This is a genomic window from Alloalcanivorax profundimaris (assembly GCF_015265435.1).
Lineage (GTDB): Bacteria > Pseudomonadota > Gammaproteobacteria > Pseudomonadales > Alcanivoracaceae > Alloalcanivorax > Alloalcanivorax profundimaris.
Genome location: NZ_JABJWH010000007.1, coordinates 29,965 through 45,328 on the forward strand (window position 1 = coordinate 29,965; position 15,364 = coordinate 45,328).

Sequence of the window (15,364 nt, forward strand, 5' to 3'; positions counted from 1 at the left end):
CTCCCGGGCCCGGCGGCGTCCGTTTCCCGCCTTTATTCTTCCAGTGAGCGCAGGTTGTCCAGCACCTTGCGGCTGCGCTCCAGTTTCTTGAGCAGTTCCGGGTTGTCCGGGTCCAGCGGCGCCACGCTCCGCCAGAGTCGGTGCGCGGCCTGGTATTCCCCTTCCGCATAGAGCGCCTCGCCCCGCGCCATGGCGCGCTGGAAGCGCTGGCGGGACCAGCTTTCCACGCGGTCGCGGAGGTCGTCCAGCCGAGGTCCCTGGTGTTGCAGCAGGTAGGCCCGGGCGGCCAGCAAATCCTCCAGGCGGCCGCTGGCGCGGTACCGCGCCACCAGGGCCTGGCCCTCTTCGTGGTGAGCCCGGTCGCGGGCGTCCCGGGCCCGGTCGCGGGCGCTGTGCAGCACCCGCCGCGCCTTCGACAGGGCGTCCGGCGCAGGGCTGTCCGGCGCCAGCCGGTGGGCGGTTTCCAGGGCTTCCAGAGCCTGTGGCCAGCGGCCCTCGTCCGCGTAGGTGTTGCCGATGGTCAGCAACTCCCCGTGCAGCTCCTGGCGCAGCGCCGCGCGCCGTTGCCGGGTATGGCGGGCGCGCGGGTCCTGATAGGGCGCCAATGCCTGGTCCAGATCCTCGGTGCTGAGCAGGGCGCGGGCCTCCGCCAGATAGCCGCGGTTGAGCAGCGCCCGCAAGCGCGTCTCGCGCCGGTCGTCCAGCTGTTCCATGAGGGTGGCCACCGGCTCCGGCTCCACCACCCGCTGGCGGGCCCGCTCGAGAACCTGGAGGGCATCCCCCCATTGTTCCCGTTCGGCCAGGGCGCGGGCCTGGTCCAGGGCCTGGTCACGGTACTCATGGCTGGCCTGCAGCACCCCCTCGCGTTGCTCCATGAGCAGGGCGTGCCGGGGATGCTCCTCGTCGGCTTCGTCGATCACCGCCAGGGCGCGGCGGTAATCCTGATCCGCCAGGGCATCGCCGACCCGGTCGGCGGGGTCGGAGAAGGACGACAGGCCGGCGCACCCGGACAACAGCAGGGCGGCGGCCAGAGCGCTCAGGCGCGGGAAATTACGATCAGGCACCAGGGCTCTCCAGATACTGCTCGGCCAGGAATTGGGCGATGCGTTGTTCCATCAGGGTTTCCGATAGGGCGTGCACGCCGTCCACCCGGTAGGTGCCCACCGGCTCGCTGCGGCCGCGCACGCGCATGTCGCCGTAGGCGGCGGCGCGCACGCGGGAGCCGATGTTGGGATTCTCGATCAGCGGCGCGGCGGCGATGATCTCGCCGGCGCCGGCCATGTTGGACAGCCGCGACGCCAGGTTCACCGCGTCGCCCACCACCGTGTACTGCATCCTTTCCCGGGACCCCAGGTTGCCGGCCAGCATCGGCCCGGAGTTCATGCCGATGCGGAACTCCACCGTGGTCTGACCGCGGGCGGCCCGGTATTCATTGAGGCGCGCCACCAGCCGCTGGATCATCACCGCGCAGCACAGGCCGTGGAACAGGTGCTCGGAATCCTCTTCCGGCACACCGAACACGATCATCGCGCAATCGCCCATGTATTTGTCGATGGTGCCCCGGTAGAAGGAGGTGGCGGTGGTGATGGCGTCGAAATAGACGTTGAGCATGTCGGCCACCGCCTCCGGGGCCAGGCTTTCCGAGAGCCGGGTGAAACCGACGATGTCGGCGAACACCACGGTGGCGTTCACGTCGCGCCCGCCCAGGGTGACCTGATCCAGGTTGGCCATCATCTTGCGCGCCACCGAGGGGCTCACGAAACGCTGCAGGACGCGCTCCACCTGATCCTTCTCCAGCATGTCGTGGGCCATGCCGTTGTAGGCCTCGATCAGATGGCCGATCTCGTCGTTGCGGCGTTCCTGAATCCGGTACTGCAGATCCCCCTTGCGCATGGCGCTGGTGGCGGCCAACAGGTTGTGGATCGGTTGCGCCAGGCGGCGGCTGATCAGGAAGGACGCGATGATCGCCAGCAGCCCCATGGCCAGGGTAGCGGTGATCATGGTGTTGCGCACCTGCTGCTGGGCGGCGGTGATGGAACGGTCGGAAATCGTCACGGCCACGGTACCGGCGCGATTCTCGTCCACGGTCACCGGGGCTTCATAGGTGCTCATGGCCTCGCCGCGATAGCGCCAGCGGCGCATGGCGTCCGTGGCCGGCGACGTCCGGGGCGGCTGCAGGCCGGCCTGCTCCACGGTCTCGCCGTCGCGGTCGAACAGGGCGGCGCCCTCGATGCTTTCACTGCGCACCAGGTTGCTCAGGTGCACTTTGAGCAGGAACAGGTCCTCGGCCAGCAGCGGTTCCCGGGCGGTGTGCGCCAGCTGGGTGGCGATGGCGGTGCCGAACCGGTCGGCCTGCTGGCGCATGCGCTCCAGCTGGTTATTGAGCAGAAACGCGCCCAACAGGGTCATGCCCACCAGAATCAGCGCCGAAATCGACAGGCCCATCTTCCAGGCCACCGGAAAATACTCGGGAATGTAAGGCCGGATCAGGGCGTCGAAACGCCGCTTGAAACCGCCGGACCGGGGGCCGTCGGGGGCGCCGCCGTCGTTTTTTCCGGTGGATGTCTGGGGGGCGGAAGGTTTGTTCACCGTGGCTACCGTCGCGGCTTCTCTTGTCAGGGTGCGTGGGCAGTGTCACATTGCCAGACTGGCCGTAGGGAAACCACCATAAGGTCGACGAGAGCATGGCATTTATTCGCGAACGGCGTCTTAACGCCAACGGAATGGACTTTTTCATCGCCGAGGCGGGCGAACCGGGGGCCCCCCTGGTGCTTTGCCTGCACGGCTTCCCGGAGTGCTGGGCCTCCTGGCGCTATCAATTGCCGGCGCTGGCCCAGTCCGGCTACCACGCGGTGGCTCCGGATTTGCGCGGCTACGGTGAAACCGGCGGACCCGCCGACGTGGACGCCTATCGGCAGTCCCGGCTGGCGGAGGACGTGGTCGCCCTGATCGACGCCCTGGGCGCGGAACGCGCCGTGCTGGTGGGGCACGATTGGGGCTGCGCGCTGAGCTGGGAAGTGGCGCGCCGCCACCCGGATCGGGTGGCCGCCCTGGTGGGGCTGTCGGTGCCCTACGGCGGCCCGGCGCCGCAGCCGCCGACCCGCGCCATGCGCGACCTGTTCGGCGACCACTTCTTCTACATGCTGTATTTCCAGCGGCCCGAGGTGCCGGAGCGGGAGCTGGAGGCGGACGTGGAGGACAGCCTGCGCCGTCTGTTCCACAGCCTGTCCGCCGACGGCATCGACGACTTCCGCGTGGCCCCGGACGACACCCGGGTGCTGGCGGCCATGCGCCCCCCGGAGACGCCGCCGCGCTGGATGCGCGACGAGGATCTGGCCTATTACGTGGCCCGTTTCCGCAAGACCGGCTTCACCGGCGCGCTCAACTGGTACCGGGCCATGGACGCCTCCTGGGAGGAAAGCCGCGGCGATGACCACTGGACCCTGGACGCGCCCACCCTGTTTCTGGGCGGCATGCAGGATCCGGTGGTGCTGTTCAGCCAGAAGGCCCTGGCGCGCATGCCCGACTACGTGCCCGACCTGACCACCGTGATGCTCGACCAGTGCGGGCATTGGATCCAGATGGAGCAGGCGGTGGAAGTGAACCGGGAAATCCTCAACTTTCTCGCCGCGAAAGGGCTCCAGCCTCCCGGTTAAACGCCCGGCGGCACGCCGTGATCCTCGCGGTCGGTGAGGATCTCGAAGGCGGCGCCGCTGGCGCTGTTCAGTTCCACCACCCGGCCATCCGGCCGCGTCAGCCGTACCCGGGCGGTGGCCAGCTTGCTGTTCAGGCAGGTCTTGTGGCCGCCGGGCGGGTTCAGATAGGTGAGGGCGGTGAAGCGCGTCGGCGGCGCGCTCACGGTGAGATCCAGCCGCCCGTCCGGCCCCCGGCTGCGCAATCGCCACTCGAAGAAACGATAACGGCCCCGCGCCCGCAGCGCCTGCCCCACCCGGTTGAAGCGATAGTCCCGGCCGTCCAGCCGTAGCACCGCCAGGCTCACCCAGGGCGTGGGGACCGGTCCCATCCAGACCCGGGCGGTGGCGCATTCCAGGAACGCCTCCGGGTGGTCGTCGAAGGCCGCCACCTGGCCCCAGGCGTATTGATCGGTGTGGCGCCGGCCCCAGTTGTGATTCTCGCTGCCCGGCCAGCCGTCCACGGGCCAGGTTTCGCCGTCCACCTCCAGGGTGCCGTGGAAGCGTACCGCCGGCCGGCTTACCAGGGACTTGGCCTTGGGGAAGGCGGCCCGGTAGCGGTCTTCCGGCAGCAACAGCAGCGGCGCGCCGCCGCCCTGGTAGGTCAGCGACCAGCGCAGCCGGTGGCCGCCCAGGGCGGCGGCGCCGCTCAATGCCCCTTCGCGCAGGCGGTTGTCGGCCAGATCCACCGCCAGGTCCGTTGCCGCGAAGTGGCACCGGGAAAGCGGAAATTCCTCCTTCACCGCCACCGGCGGCCGGTCGCCGTCGAAGGCGATGGCCCACAGCTCGCCCATGGAGGGGCGGCCATCGGCGGCCATGAAGCGGGTATAACGAATCCAGAACGCCCGCGCCCGGCGCGGGTCATTGGCGCGCACGAACCAGGATTCGTAGTGTCCGCCCTGGCCGGGGTACTGGCTGCCGTGGAAGGGAATCATGGCGTGGCGCCCTGGTAGGCCCGCTGTTCGTCCACCAGGCGCAGGGCCTTGAACGGGAACAACAGCATGCTGTCCCGGTAGGCGACGCTGGCCCGGCCCACCTCCCGGCCGTCCCGGAACACGGTGAGCGGGCAGGTCACCAGCGACTGAATCCAGCCGCCGTGGCCGTAGCGTTTGCGGCCCTCGGCGCGCAGCGTGCCCAGAACCGGATGCTCGAAGCGCAGCCAGTAATGGGGGCCGCCCAGGTGCAGGGTCAGTTCTCCCTCGCAGGCATACGGCTCGCCATCCAGCTCCACCCGCCCGCGAAAGAAGCGCGGCGTGGAGAGGCTGAAGATGCGGGGCGTGAAGGCCTGGATGCTAAAGCGGAACGATCGCCGTGCCGGCGCCTCGTCCAGCGACAGCCAGCCGCTCATGGTCTCCTTGATCAGTAAACCCATGGTCATGGTCGGGTCTCTCCTTGTGGGCCTTGCTGGCCTTGCGGGTCCTGCAGGCGGTCGGCCAGACGCGCGGCGGCGCGCCCGGCCAGGGTCATGATGGTTACCTGGGGGTTGGCCCCAAGGCTCGAAGGCACCGCCGCGCCGTCCATCACGTACAGCCCCGGCTGGCCGAACACACGGTGCTCGGCGTCGCAGACCCCGTCGTCGGCGTCGCGGCCCAGGCGCGCGGTACCCAGCGGATGGTAGGCGGTGATCAGAAAGTGGCGGGGCTTGAGGGGGCGGCGCAGAAAGGCGTCCAGTTGGTGCCGGTCCCGCAGCCGGGTGATGCCCTCCGGGCCTGGCACCAGCACTTCCCGGGCGCCGGCGGCGAAGTACATCCTGGCGAGGGTCTCCACCCCGCGCAGGAACAGGCGGAAATCGTGCCGGTTCAGGTGGTAGCGGATCAGCGGCCAGTCCCGGTGCGGGCCACGCCGCACGCGCCCCTCGGAGGTGTCGCGGATCATGAAGCCGAAGTAGGCGGTGTGCGGATAGGATTCGGTGAAGCGTACCCAGTCGCGGCCATTCAGGTTGCTGAGCAGGCCGTGGCCGGCCAGCGGAATGGTGCCGCCCTCGAACATCAGGCCCTGGTCGGCCAGGTCGGCGACGCCGAAGCCCTGGGGAATGGTGCGGCTGTTGGCCAGGTCCCGGTCCGGGAAGAGGGCGTTGACCACGCCGGCGGGATGCAGGGTCAGGTGCCGGCCCAGGTGGCGGTTGCGGATGCCCTGGCGGCGCAGGAACAGGGGCGTGAAGAAGGTGCCCATGGCCACCACCACGGCCCGGGAACGGACCCTCAGCCGGACCGTGCGCCCCTGGCCATCGCGGCCCCGGGCGCGCACGCCGGTGACCCGGCCGCCATCCCGCTCCAGGCGGGTGGCCCGGAAACCGGTGAACAGAAAGGCGCCGCGCTCCAGGGCCCGGGGGATATAGCTCACATTGGTGGATTGCTTGGCGTCGGTGGGGCAGCCGAACTGGCACAGGCCCTGGCCGTCGCAGCCTTCGGCGTTGCGCCGCAGCGGATGGCGCGCTTCGAAGCCCAGCGCCGCCGCGCCCCGGTCGATGATGTCGCCGATCGGGCCCACATGGCGCGGGTCCGCCGGCCGCACCTTGAGCATGGCTTCCACCTGCTCGAACCAGGGCCCCAGGGCGGCGTCGCTGAAATCCCCCAGGCCACGGGCCCGCCAGTGTTCGCGCACCGCCGCCGGCGTGCGCATGCAGGTGCCGGAATTGATGGTGGTGGTGCCGCCCACGTTGCGTCCCACCGGCACCGGCATCAGGGCATTGCCGGTGGCGCAGTTGCTGCCGAAAGCCCGGTACAATTTGGGCACCACCTCGGTGAGGCGACCGCTGAAATGGGAACGGTCGTAGTAGTCGCCTTCCTCCACGATCACCACGGCGAGGCCACGGCTGGCGAGCTCATAGGCCGCCGCCGCGCCGCCGGCGCCGCTGCCGATCACCACCGCGTCCGCTTCCAGATCCAGGTCCTGGTCGCAGTCCCGGGCGGCGGTGATTTGCTGCCGCCAGCGGAAATGCTCCACCTGGGCGGGCACCTGCACCGGCGGGCGGCAGCCGGCGGCGGCCTCCACCCGTTCGTCGAGCAGATAGCGGGCCTTGAAGGGCAGGCACAGGGCGCGCAGCAGCCGCCCGGACAGCGGACGGTGGCTGAGCCCCTCAATAAAGGCGGCCCGCCGCTCGGCGCCGGCCCGGTGGAAGGCGCCGCCGTGGCGCAGGCGATAGCGCAGCGCCAGCCAGGCCAGCCCCAGGCGCAGGGCGCGCGCCAGGCGCGGGTGGGCGTCCAGGTCGGGCAGCAGCACATCCGGGTCCGCCGCCGGCAGACGGTCGCCGGCGGGAAACAGCGTCGCCACCAGGGCCCGGGCGGTGACGTGCCGGGTGAGTCGGTTCGAAGTCATGCCCCCAGTCTAGGGGCGCCGGCGGCGGTTGCTTGACCCGGGGCGCGGCCCGGCACCGCGCGACCGGTCAACGCACCGGCCCCTGACCTGGATCAAGAGACGACGGCGGCCCTGGAGGCATTATGTTCATGGGGCGGCGACGCCCCGCTGCGTATGCTTCCGGAAAACACCGGACACTCGGCCCCGCTCTGGCGGGGCCTTTTTTTTGCTCGTCGTTCGGGCGGCCTACCAGTGAATTCCCTTGAACAGCCGGGAGAAGGCGGCCTGCTCGCGGCTGATTTTCTTCGGCGTGGCCTCGCGCCGGCCCATGGCGGCGGCGGAGTCCGAGAAAATCTTGTAACCGGTGTTCATGATCGTCTCGGTGACCTTGGGGGTGATGAAGTGCATAACCTGGCCGAGCACGCCCAGGCTGGTGGCGATCCGTTTGGGGCGCCGCACGATGGCTTCGCAGATCATGTCCGCCGCCTGGTTGGGGCTGATGGTGGGCACGTGGTTGTAGAGCTTGGTGGGCGCGATCATGGGCGTGCGCACCAGCGGCATGTTGATGGTGGTGAAGTGGATGCCCTGGTGGGCCAGTTCGCTGGCGGCGCAGCGGGTGAACGAATCCAGCGCCGCCTTGGAGGCCACGTAGGCGGAGAAGCGCGGCGCGTTGGTGAGCACGCCGATGCTGGAAATATTGATCACATGGCCGAAGCCGCGCTCCACCATCCCTGGCATCAGCTTCATGATCAGCCGCAGCGCGCCGAAGTAGTTGAGTTGCATGGTGCGCTGGAAATCGTGGAAGCGGTTGAACGAATGCACCACGGAGCGGCGGATCGAGTGGCCGGCGTTGTTGACCAGGATGTCCACTCGGCCGTAATCGGCCAGTACCTGCTCCACCAGTTCGTCCACGGACTCCATCTTGGAGACGTCGCAGCGGTAGGCGTGGGCGGTGCCACCGAGCTGCTTGATCTCGTGCAGGGTCTCCTCCAGCTTCTCCGGCGTGCGCGCCACCACCAGCACGGTGGCACCGGCGCGGGCCAGCTTCAGGGCGGACGCCTTGCCGATGCCGGAGGTGGCGCCGGTGATCAGCACGATCTTGTCCTCCACCCGCTCCGGCAGCGAAGGCATCGGCTGCAGTTCGTCCTCGCGGCTGTCCCGGTCCGGGTCCAGGTGGTTTTCCCAGAAATCCCACAGCTGCTGGATGTAGCTCTCCAGCTCCGGCACTTCGATGCCGCTGCCTTCCAGGGCGGCCCGGGCGCGCTGGTTGTCGTACTCGGTGGGGAAGGTGAGGAACTTGATCACCGAAGGGGGAATGTCCAGGTTCTCCAGGGTCTGGTTCACCAGCAGGCGCGGGGTCAGGGCGCTGACCCCCTTGCGCACGAAACCGGGCACCGCGTCGAATACCTTGCCGTCCAGCCGCACCGGCATGCGCGGCGCCTGGGCGGCGCTGGCGATGATGTCCATCACCTCGCCGAAGTTGTAGCTGCGGTCGGCGGTGAGGTGGAAGCAGTGGCCGTTGCCTTCCTTCTGGTGGGCGATGTGGTCCAGCGCGTCGGCCACGTAGTCCACCGGTACGATGTTGAAGTGGCCGCTTTCCAGGCCCACCAGCGGAATCCAGTTGGGCAGGAAGTCCTTCAGTTTCTGAATCAGCTTGAAGAAGTAGTAGGGGCCGTCGACCTTGTCCATCTCGCCGGTCTGGGAGTGGCCCACCACCAGGGAAGGTCGGTAGATGCGCCATGGAATGCGGCTCTCGTGGCGCACCAGGGCTTCCGCCTCGTGCTTGGTGAGCAGGTAGGGATCGTCCAGGCCCTCGGCTTCCTCGAACATGTCCTCGGTGAAGGTGCCGTCGTAGAGCCCGCCGGCGGCCACGGAAGAAACATGGTGGAAGCATTTGGCGTCCAGCTTCTCGGCCAGCTTCAGGGTATGGCGGGTGCCCTCGATATTGATGTAGCGCTGGCTGTTCTCGTCGGCGCTGATGTCGTAGATGGCGGCCAGGTGGAAGAAATGGTCGATCTGGCCCACCAGGTCGTCCTGGTCCCGTTTGCTCACGCCCAGCAGCTTCTTGGTCAGGTCGCCGCTGATGGCGACCAGCCTGTTTTCCTCCACGCACAGCCGGCGGCGCATGGCGTCCAGCTTGTACTCCGAACCCGGCCGGACCAGCGCGAACACCCGGGCGTTGTCGCGCTTGAGCAGGCGGGCGACCAGAAAGCGGCCGATGAAACCGGTGGCTCCGGTGACGAAGTAGTTCATGGAATTCCCCTTGTTATGTCGACTTCCCTGGCGGCACGCGGCCACGTTGCTGTGTGTCCCCGTCGATGATGCGCTCTCGTCGCGGAAAGGACCAGGGCCGCCGCGACGGCGTGGTTGTACTTTGGCCGCGAATGGATAGGATGGAATTCCATTCCATTTTTAATTCAAGAACAAAAGGATGCCCATGAACCCTGAATCCGTTTCCCTGGCCGAGGCCATGCGCCGGCGCCGTTCGGTGCGCGGCTTCCTGGACAAGCCGGTCCCCGAGGAGGTGCTGCGCGAGGTGTTCGGGCTGGCGCAGCTGGCGCCTTCCAATTGCAATATCCAGCCCTGGAAGGTGTTCGTGGCCTCCGGCGAAACCCGTGGCGAACTGCGCCGGCGCATGGTCGAGAAGGTCTCCGCCGGCGTGCCCATGGAGCCGGATTTCGAGCCCAACGCCGGCAAGTTCGAGGGCGTCTACCGGCAGCGCCAGGTGGACTGCGCGGTGGAGCTGTACAACAACATGGGCATCGCCCGGGACGACAAGCCCGGCCGCCTGCGCGCCCAGCTGCGCAATTTCGAGCTGTTCGACGCGCCCCACGTGGTATTCATCGGCATGGAGCGGACCTTCGGCCCCACCGTGGCCCTGGACGTGGGCATGTACATCCAGTCGCTGATGCTGGCCATGACCGCCCATGGGCTGGGTAGCTGTGCCCAGGGCAGCATGCGCTACTACCCCAACGATGTGCGGGAGGTGTTCGGCGAGCCGGACAGCACCGCCATCCTGGTGGGCATCAGCTTCGGCTACGAGGACGAGAGCGTGGCCGCCAACCGTACCCGGGTCGGCCGCGCGCCCCTGGGTGACTCGGTGACCTTCAAGGCGGGCCTCTGAGCGGGCGGACCGGGGAGCGCTTTCATGCTATACTGCCGGGTTCATTCCCCGTCCCCCAAAGAGCAGTATGGTCATTGTCAAAGGTTTGATTCCGGTCCGCGACAACCTGCGCGAGAGCGCGGTGGCGCTTGCCCAGCATCTGGCACGCCAGGCGCGCGACGAGGAAGGGTGCCTGTCCTACGAGGTGTATCTGAAGGCGGATTCGCCGCGGGTGATCATGCTCTGGCAGCAGTGGACCGATCTGGACGCCCTGGAGCGGCACTTCGAGTCCGACTACCTGGACGATTTCCTGGACCGCATCCCGGACATGATCGACGGCGAGGTGCATTCGCTGCACTTCGATGTCACCGAGGACGGCGAGGAGGCCCCGGCCGGCCAGACGGTCACCACCCTCGCCGACGGCACCACGCTGCACTGAGACCACCCTGCACTGAAACCATGAACCGGCCGAGGGGCGGCTTCCCATGAAAACGCGGATCGATTCCGTCGACGACGTCACGCAAAGCTTCGCCCGCCAGGGCTACATCTGCGACCAGCGCACCGCCCTGGCGGTGTACCTGGCCGCCCAGCTGCACAAGCCGGTGCTGGTGGAAGGCCCCCCGGGGGTCGGCAAGACCGAGCTGGCCAAGGCCGCCGCCGGCTTCCTGGAAGCGCCGCTGATCCGGCTGCAATGCTACGAGGGCCTGGACGAGAGCCGCGCCCTGTACGAATGGAAATACGGCAAGCAGTTGCTCTACACCCAGCTGTTGCGCGACAAGCTCAGCGGGGTGCTGGCGGACACCGAGAGCCTGGAGCAGAGCATGCACCGCCTGGGTGATCTGGGCGACGCCTTCTACAGCGAGACCTTCCTGGAGCCGCGGCCGTTGCTGCGCGCCTTGCGCGCCGAGGAACCGGTGGTGCTGCTGATCGACGAGATCGACAAGGCGGACCAGGAGTTCGAGGCCTTCCTGCTGGAACTGCTCTCGGACTTCCAGATCTCGATCCCGGAGATGGGCACGGTGCGCGCCCGCCATCAGCCCCTGGTGTTCCTCACCAGCAACGACCAGCGGGAGCTGTCCGACGCCCTCAAGCGGCGCTGTCTGCACCTCTACATCCCCTACCCGGACGCGGCTCTGGAGCAGCGCATTCTGGCCGAGCGCGTGCCGGAACTGGACGCGGAACTGCGCGAGCAACTGGTGGACTTCATCCAGTACCTGCGCGAGCAGGACATGAAGAAGCTGCCGGCGGTCTCGGAAAGCCTGGACTGGGCCCGGGCCCTGGTGCTGCTGCACGCCGACAGCCTGGAGCCGGAGCTGGTGGAGCAGACCCTGACCCTGGTGCTCAAGAACGAACAGGACGCGGAGCTGGCCCGGGACCTGCTGCCACACTGGTTCCGCCGGCGCGGCGCGCCCTGAGCCATGGCCGCCCGGCGCCTGCATGAATTCGTCCGGGCCCTGCGGGGCGCCGGCGTCCGGGTATCGCCGGTGGAGGCGGAAGAGGCATTCCGCGCCGCCGCGCTGCTCGGCTATCACCCCCGTGACCGGTTTCGCGAGACCCTGGCGCTGACCCTGGTGAAAAGCCAGGCGGAGCGGCCGGACTTCGACGCCTGCTTCGAGGCGTTCTTCCATTTCGAGGACGCCGACGCCGACGGCAGCGACGGCGACAGCAGCGACCCGGTCCCGGCGGCGCCGTCCGCCGAGGAGGGCGGTGGCGAGGGGCTGGAGCCGGCCGCCGCCGCGCTCGCCGCCCAGGACCCTTCGCGGCTTGATCAGACCCTGGCCGAGGCCGCCGCCCGGATCGATTTCACCGCCATGCAGGTCATCACCCAGCAGGGCCTTTACGCCCGCCGCCTGCTGATGAACATGGGCATGGGCGCGGTGGACGATGAGATCCTGCGTCTGGATGCCTCGCCACGGGGCGCCGACCAGCGTCGCGCCGAACAGCTCCGGGACTGGCGTAGCCAGGTTCGGGAGCGGGCCCTGGCCCATGTGCGGCGGCAGTTCGAGTTGCACGGCCGGGCCCACGGTCGGGCCCTGCGCGAACATACCCTGCGGGCGGCGCCGTTTCGCGAACTGCGCGAGTTCCAGCAGGTGCAGGAGCTGGTGCGGCGGCTGGCCCGGCGCCTGGCCCGCAGCCATCAGCGCCGCCAGAAAAAGGCCCGGCGCGGTGCCCTCGACGCCCGCCGCACCCTGGCCTCCAGCCTGCGCTACAACGCCGTGCCGGTGGAGCTGCACTGGCGCCAGCGGCGCCGGCTCAAGGCCAAGGTGCTGGTGGTTTGCGACGTATCCAGCTCGGTGCGCGACGCCGCCCGGTTCCTGCTGCAGTTCCTGTACGCCATGACCGATGTGCTGCCCCGGGTGCGCAGCTTCGCCTTCGCCGCCCGCTTCGACGAAGTTACCGAGGATTTCGACCGCTATGCGCCGGAGGTGGCGGTGGGGCGGATCCTGGACCGGGTGTCCGGTAGCGGCACCGATTACGGCACCATGTTCCAGGAACTGGAGGCCCGCTGCCGGGGCGAGATCGACCGCCAGACCACGGTGATCATCCTCGGGGACGCCCGCAACAACGACCTGCCCGCCGGCGAGCGCCACCTGGCGGACATCGCCCGCCGAGCCCGGCAGGTGTTCTGGCTCAATCCCGAGCCGCCGTCGCGCTGGAACAGCGGCGACGCCATCATGGCCCGTTACCAGCCCTACTGCCGCGCGGCGCGCCGCTGCGCGTCGCTCAACGACCTGAGCCGGTTCACCGACGAGCTGCTGCGCCGGCTCGATTAGCGGCTGTTGGCGATGCCGTCCAGGGCGGCGCTGAGCGCCTGGTTAAGGCGCGCCAGGTTCACCGGCTTGGCGATGTGGCCGACCATGCCGGAATCGTGGCAGGCGGCGATCTTCTCCGGCACCGCGTGGGCGGTGAGCGCGATCACCGGAATCACCGGCAGGCGCCCCTCGCGCTGCAGGCGCTGGATCGCCCGGGTGGTCTCGAAGCCATCCATGTCCGGCATCTCGCAATCCATCAGCACCAGATCGAAGCCGTCCGGCCGCGCCAGCAGGGTGGCCAGGGCCTCGGTGCCGCTCTCCGCGGTTTCGCATTCATGGCCGAGCTTTCGGCACAGCCCCTCCGCCACCAGCAGGTTGACGTGATTGTCATCGACAATCAGCAGGTGGGCGCCGGGCCCTTGTGCCTCGGTGGCCGGCGCGGCTTCCTCCTGGCTGGGCTCGCCGGGCGGCAGCGGCAGCCGGAACCAGAACAGCGAGCCGCTGTGCAGCGCGCTTTCCACGCCGATCTCGCCGCCCATGATCTCCACCAACTGGCGGCAGATCGCCAGCCCCAGGCCGCTGCCGCCCTGGGGGCGGCGTGGCACCGGATTGCTCTGCTGGAAGTAGCCGAACAGGTGCTCCAGTTGATCGGCGGCGATGCCGATGCCGGTGTCGCGCACCTCGAACAGGACGTAATCCCGGTTGGCCTCCTCGCGGCGCACGCTGACGTCGATGGCGCCGTCGTGGGTGAACTTGACCGCGTTGCCGATCAGGTTGACCAGGATCTGGCGCAGCCGTACCGGGTCGCCGATGCAGTACTCACCCAGCTCCGGGGACAGGGTCAGGCGCAGCTCGCTGGCCTGGAGCCGGGCGCGGTGCTCGAACAGATGAGCGCAGTCGCGGACCAGGGTGGGCAGGTCGAAGGGCGTTTGATCGATGGGCATCTTGCCGGCGTCCAGCCGGGAATAGTCGAGCACGTCGTCGATCAGGTTGGTGAGAGCGGTGCCGGATTGCTCGATGACGTGCAGATGGCGGCGCTGATCGTCATTGAGCGGCGTGTCGCGAAGCATGTCCACGGTGCCGATCATGCTGTTCAGCGGCGTGCGGATCTCGTGGCTCATCACCGCCAGGAATTCGCCCCGGGCACTGAGCGCGGCGTTCAGCTCCCGGGTGCGTTCCTCCACGCGCCGTTCCAGCACCTCGGTGGCCTCGCGCTGGATGCGATCATTCTCGGTTTTCAGGGTGGTCATCCGGTGGGCCAGGGCGAAGGACAGCAACAGGGCCTCGATCAGGATGCCCAGCTGGAAGGCGTTCTCGATCAGCCAGTGGCCGGGGATCAGATTGAAGGTCTTGAGGATGTAGATCACCGAGGTCACCGCCACGGCGGCGAAGGCGATCAGGAAGAACAGCGCCGGGCGGTAGCCCCGGCCCACCAGCCACAGGGCCAGGCCGGTGGCGATGAACGGCCAGGGCAGCACGATGGCCGAGGAAAACTGGATGAAGAAATCGAAGTTCAGCAGGGAGATCGGCGCCAGCACCATCAGCCCCACGGCGCTGCCCAGCAGGGCCCGGTTGAGGGCCGGTGCGCGCTGGCGCAGCTCCAGGAAAGAGCACGAAAACACCATGGAAAAGGCCAGGGTGAGCAGGTTCAGTACCGTCAGGCTGTGGTGGTTCCACTGCGGCGCGCCGGGCCACAGCCACTGGAAGGCAAGCCCCTCGCGGGCGAACAGATTGAGGCCGAAGGTGCCCAGATACAGCACATAGTGCAGATAGCTGGGTTCGCGGATGGACAAAAAGATCAGCAGGTTGAACAGGCACAGAATCGCCACGGCGCCGAAGTAGAACCCGTGGAACAGGTTCAGGCGGCCGTCCAGTTGGTTGAAGTCGTCCGGGGAGCGGATCGTCAGCGGGAAGTCGATGACGTTCTCGCCCCGGGCCTGGAACAGCAGCCACCACCGGGCGCCTTCCGGGATTACCAGGGGAAACACCATCTGGTAATGGGGCAGGGGCCGCTCGGCGAAGGGCACCCGGTCGCCGCTGCGCCAGTGATTCAGGCGTCGCCCGTCCTGGTCGAACACGTACAGGTCCAAATGATCCAGATGCGGGCGGGCGGCGCGCAGGTACCACAGGTCCAGCCCGGAGCGGTTAGCCAGCGGCAGCAGCAGCCACTGGTCTCCCTGGCGGAAACCCAGGGTCGGATAGCTGTCCGACAGACGCTGCCCCTGGCCGTCGCGCAGCCGCCCCAGGGCCTGCTCCGGTGTCAGTTCCCGGCCACCGCCGTCCAGCCAGCGCAGCTCCGGCGCCGCGTCGTAGTAAGCCTGGTCACCCAGTGTCAGGGTGTTGGCCTGAACGCTGGTGCACAGCACCAGCAGCAACCCGATCAGAAACCCCGCCGCCTTGATAGAACGCTTCATTCACCCTTCCCGGTGGCTGCTCGCCGAATGTGATTATTATCACGTTGCTTTTACCGTATTTAACGGGGGTTCTGGAACGAGGCCAAGTACCCTGTTTCAAACTGA

General features: G+C 68.3%; 12 protein-coding genes. 5 read left to right on the forward strand and 7 right to left on the reverse strand.

The window, feature by feature from the left end; all coding sequences use genetic code 11:
- Positions 1-32: 32 nt before the first annotated feature.
- Complete coding sequence (locus HMJ39_RS04710; protein WP_194296463.1) at positions 33-1,064, reverse strand: tetratricopeptide repeat protein; 1,032 nt, start codon at positions 1,062-1,064, stop codon at positions 33-35.
- Positions 1,057-2,445, reverse strand: coding sequence for an adenylate/guanylate cyclase domain-containing protein (locus HMJ39_RS04715; RefSeq protein WP_161385863.1), 1,389 nt, complete (start codon positions 2,443-2,445; stop codon positions 1,057-1,059). The genes HMJ39_RS04710 and HMJ39_RS04715 overlap by 8 nt, the downstream gene beginning before the upstream one ends.
- A 239-nt stretch (positions 2,446-2,684) precedes the next feature.
- Between HMJ39_RS04715 and HMJ39_RS04720 the strand changes: the two genes are divergently transcribed.
- Complete coding sequence (locus tag HMJ39_RS04720) at positions 2,685-3,656, forward strand: alpha/beta fold hydrolase (protein WP_161385857.1); 972 nt, start codon at positions 2,685-2,687, stop codon at positions 3,654-3,656.
- Here the strand turns inward: HMJ39_RS04720 and HMJ39_RS04725 are convergent.
- The 4 genes from HMJ39_RS04725 to HMJ39_RS04740 form a co-directional block, all read right to left on the reverse strand.
- A complete protein-coding gene (locus HMJ39_RS04725) occupies positions 3,653-4,627 on the reverse strand; it encodes a hypothetical protein (RefSeq protein ID WP_194296464.1) in 975 nt (324 codons plus the stop codon). The two genes, HMJ39_RS04720 and HMJ39_RS04725, sit on opposite strands and share 4 nt — an antisense overlap.
- Entirely contained in the window at positions 4,624-5,070 is a 447-nt protein-coding gene (locus HMJ39_RS04730) for a hypothetical protein (RefSeq protein ID WP_194296465.1), read from the reverse strand. The genes HMJ39_RS04725 and HMJ39_RS04730 overlap by 4 nt, the downstream gene beginning before the upstream one ends.
- Positions 5,067-7,010: an FAD-dependent oxidoreductase gene (locus HMJ39_RS04735; RefSeq protein ID WP_194296466.1), complete on the reverse strand. Its 1,944-nt coding sequence runs from the start codon at positions 7,008-7,010 to the stop codon at positions 5,067-5,069. Before HMJ39_RS04735 ends, HMJ39_RS04730 begins: the two co-directional genes overlap by 4 nt.
- 225 nt (positions 7,011-7,235) lie before the next feature.
- Positions 7,236-9,242: an SDR family oxidoreductase gene (locus HMJ39_RS04740; protein WP_161385864.1), complete on the reverse strand. Its 2,007-nt coding sequence runs from the start codon at positions 9,240-9,242 to the stop codon at positions 7,236-7,238.
- A 184-nt stretch (positions 9,243-9,426) separates the two neighbouring features.
- On the opposite strand from HMJ39_RS04740, the gene HMJ39_RS04745 reads away from it, so the two are divergent.
- The 4 genes from HMJ39_RS04745 (at position 9,427) to HMJ39_RS04760 (ending at position 12,866) form a co-directional block, all read left to right on the forward strand.
- Positions 9,427-10,113: a nitroreductase gene (locus tag HMJ39_RS04745; protein WP_194296467.1), complete on the forward strand. Its 687-nt coding sequence runs from the start codon at positions 9,427-9,429 to the stop codon at positions 10,111-10,113.
- Between the two features lie 67 nt (positions 10,114-10,180).
- Positions 10,181-10,531 carry a putative quinol monooxygenase gene (locus HMJ39_RS04750; protein ID WP_161385866.1) on the forward strand — a complete coding sequence of 117 codons (351 nt, stop codon included), beginning with the start codon at positions 10,181-10,183 and terminating at the stop codon, positions 10,529-10,531.
- A gap of 46 nt (positions 10,532-10,577) precedes the next feature.
- A complete protein-coding gene (locus HMJ39_RS04755; RefSeq protein ID WP_194296468.1) occupies positions 10,578-11,507 on the forward strand; it encodes an AAA family ATPase in 930 nt (309 codons plus the stop codon).
- A gap of 3 nt (positions 11,508-11,510) precedes the next feature.
- Entirely contained in the window at positions 11,511-12,866 is a 1,356-nt protein-coding gene (locus tag HMJ39_RS04760) for a VWA domain-containing protein (RefSeq protein WP_194296469.1), read from the forward strand.
- Here the strand turns inward: HMJ39_RS04760 and HMJ39_RS04765 are convergent.
- Positions 12,863-15,259, reverse strand: coding sequence for a hybrid sensor histidine kinase/response regulator (locus HMJ39_RS04765; RefSeq protein WP_194296470.1), 2,397 nt, complete (start codon positions 15,257-15,259; stop codon positions 12,863-12,865). The genes HMJ39_RS04760 and HMJ39_RS04765 overlap by 4 nt on opposite strands.
- Positions 15,260-15,364 lie beyond the last annotated feature (105 nt).

Bases quoted from the DNA above. Each gene is read 5' to 3' on its own strand.
- HMJ39_RS04715 (WP_161385863.1), bottom strand. From the start codon at position 2,445: ATGGGCCTGTCGATTTCGGCGCTGATTCTGGTGGGCATGACCCTGTTG.
- HMJ39_RS04720 (WP_161385857.1), top strand. From the start codon at position 2,685: ATGGCATTTATTCGCGAACGGCGTCTTAACGCCAACGGAATGGACTTT.
- HMJ39_RS04725 (WP_194296464.1), bottom strand. From the start codon at position 4,627: ATGATTCCCTTCCACGGCAGCCAGTACCCCGGCCAGGGCGGACACTAC.
- HMJ39_RS04730 (WP_194296465.1), bottom strand. From the start codon at position 5,070: ATGACCATGGGTTTACTGATCAAGGAGACCATGAGCGGCTGGCTGTCG.
- HMJ39_RS04735 (WP_194296466.1), bottom strand. From the start codon at position 7,010: ATGACTTCGAACCGACTCACCCGGCACGTCACCGCCCGGGCCCTGGTG.
- HMJ39_RS04740 (WP_161385864.1), bottom strand. From the start codon at position 9,242: ATGAACTACTTCGTCACCGGAGCCACCGGTTTCATCGGCCGCTTTCTG.
- HMJ39_RS04745 (WP_194296467.1), top strand. From the start codon at position 9,427: ATGAACCCTGAATCCGTTTCCCTGGCCGAGGCCATGCGCCGGCGCCGT.
- HMJ39_RS04750 (WP_161385866.1), top strand. From the start codon at position 10,181: ATGGTCATTGTCAAAGGTTTGATTCCGGTCCGCGACAACCTGCGCGAG.
- HMJ39_RS04755 (WP_194296468.1), top strand. From the start codon at position 10,578: ATGAAAACGCGGATCGATTCCGTCGACGACGTCACGCAAAGCTTCGCC.
- HMJ39_RS04760 (WP_194296469.1), top strand. From the start codon at position 11,511: ATGGCCGCCCGGCGCCTGCATGAATTCGTCCGGGCCCTGCGGGGCGCC.
- HMJ39_RS04765 (WP_194296470.1), bottom strand. From the start codon at position 15,259: ATGAAGCGTTCTATCAAGGCGGCGGGGTTTCTGATCGGGTTGCTGCTG.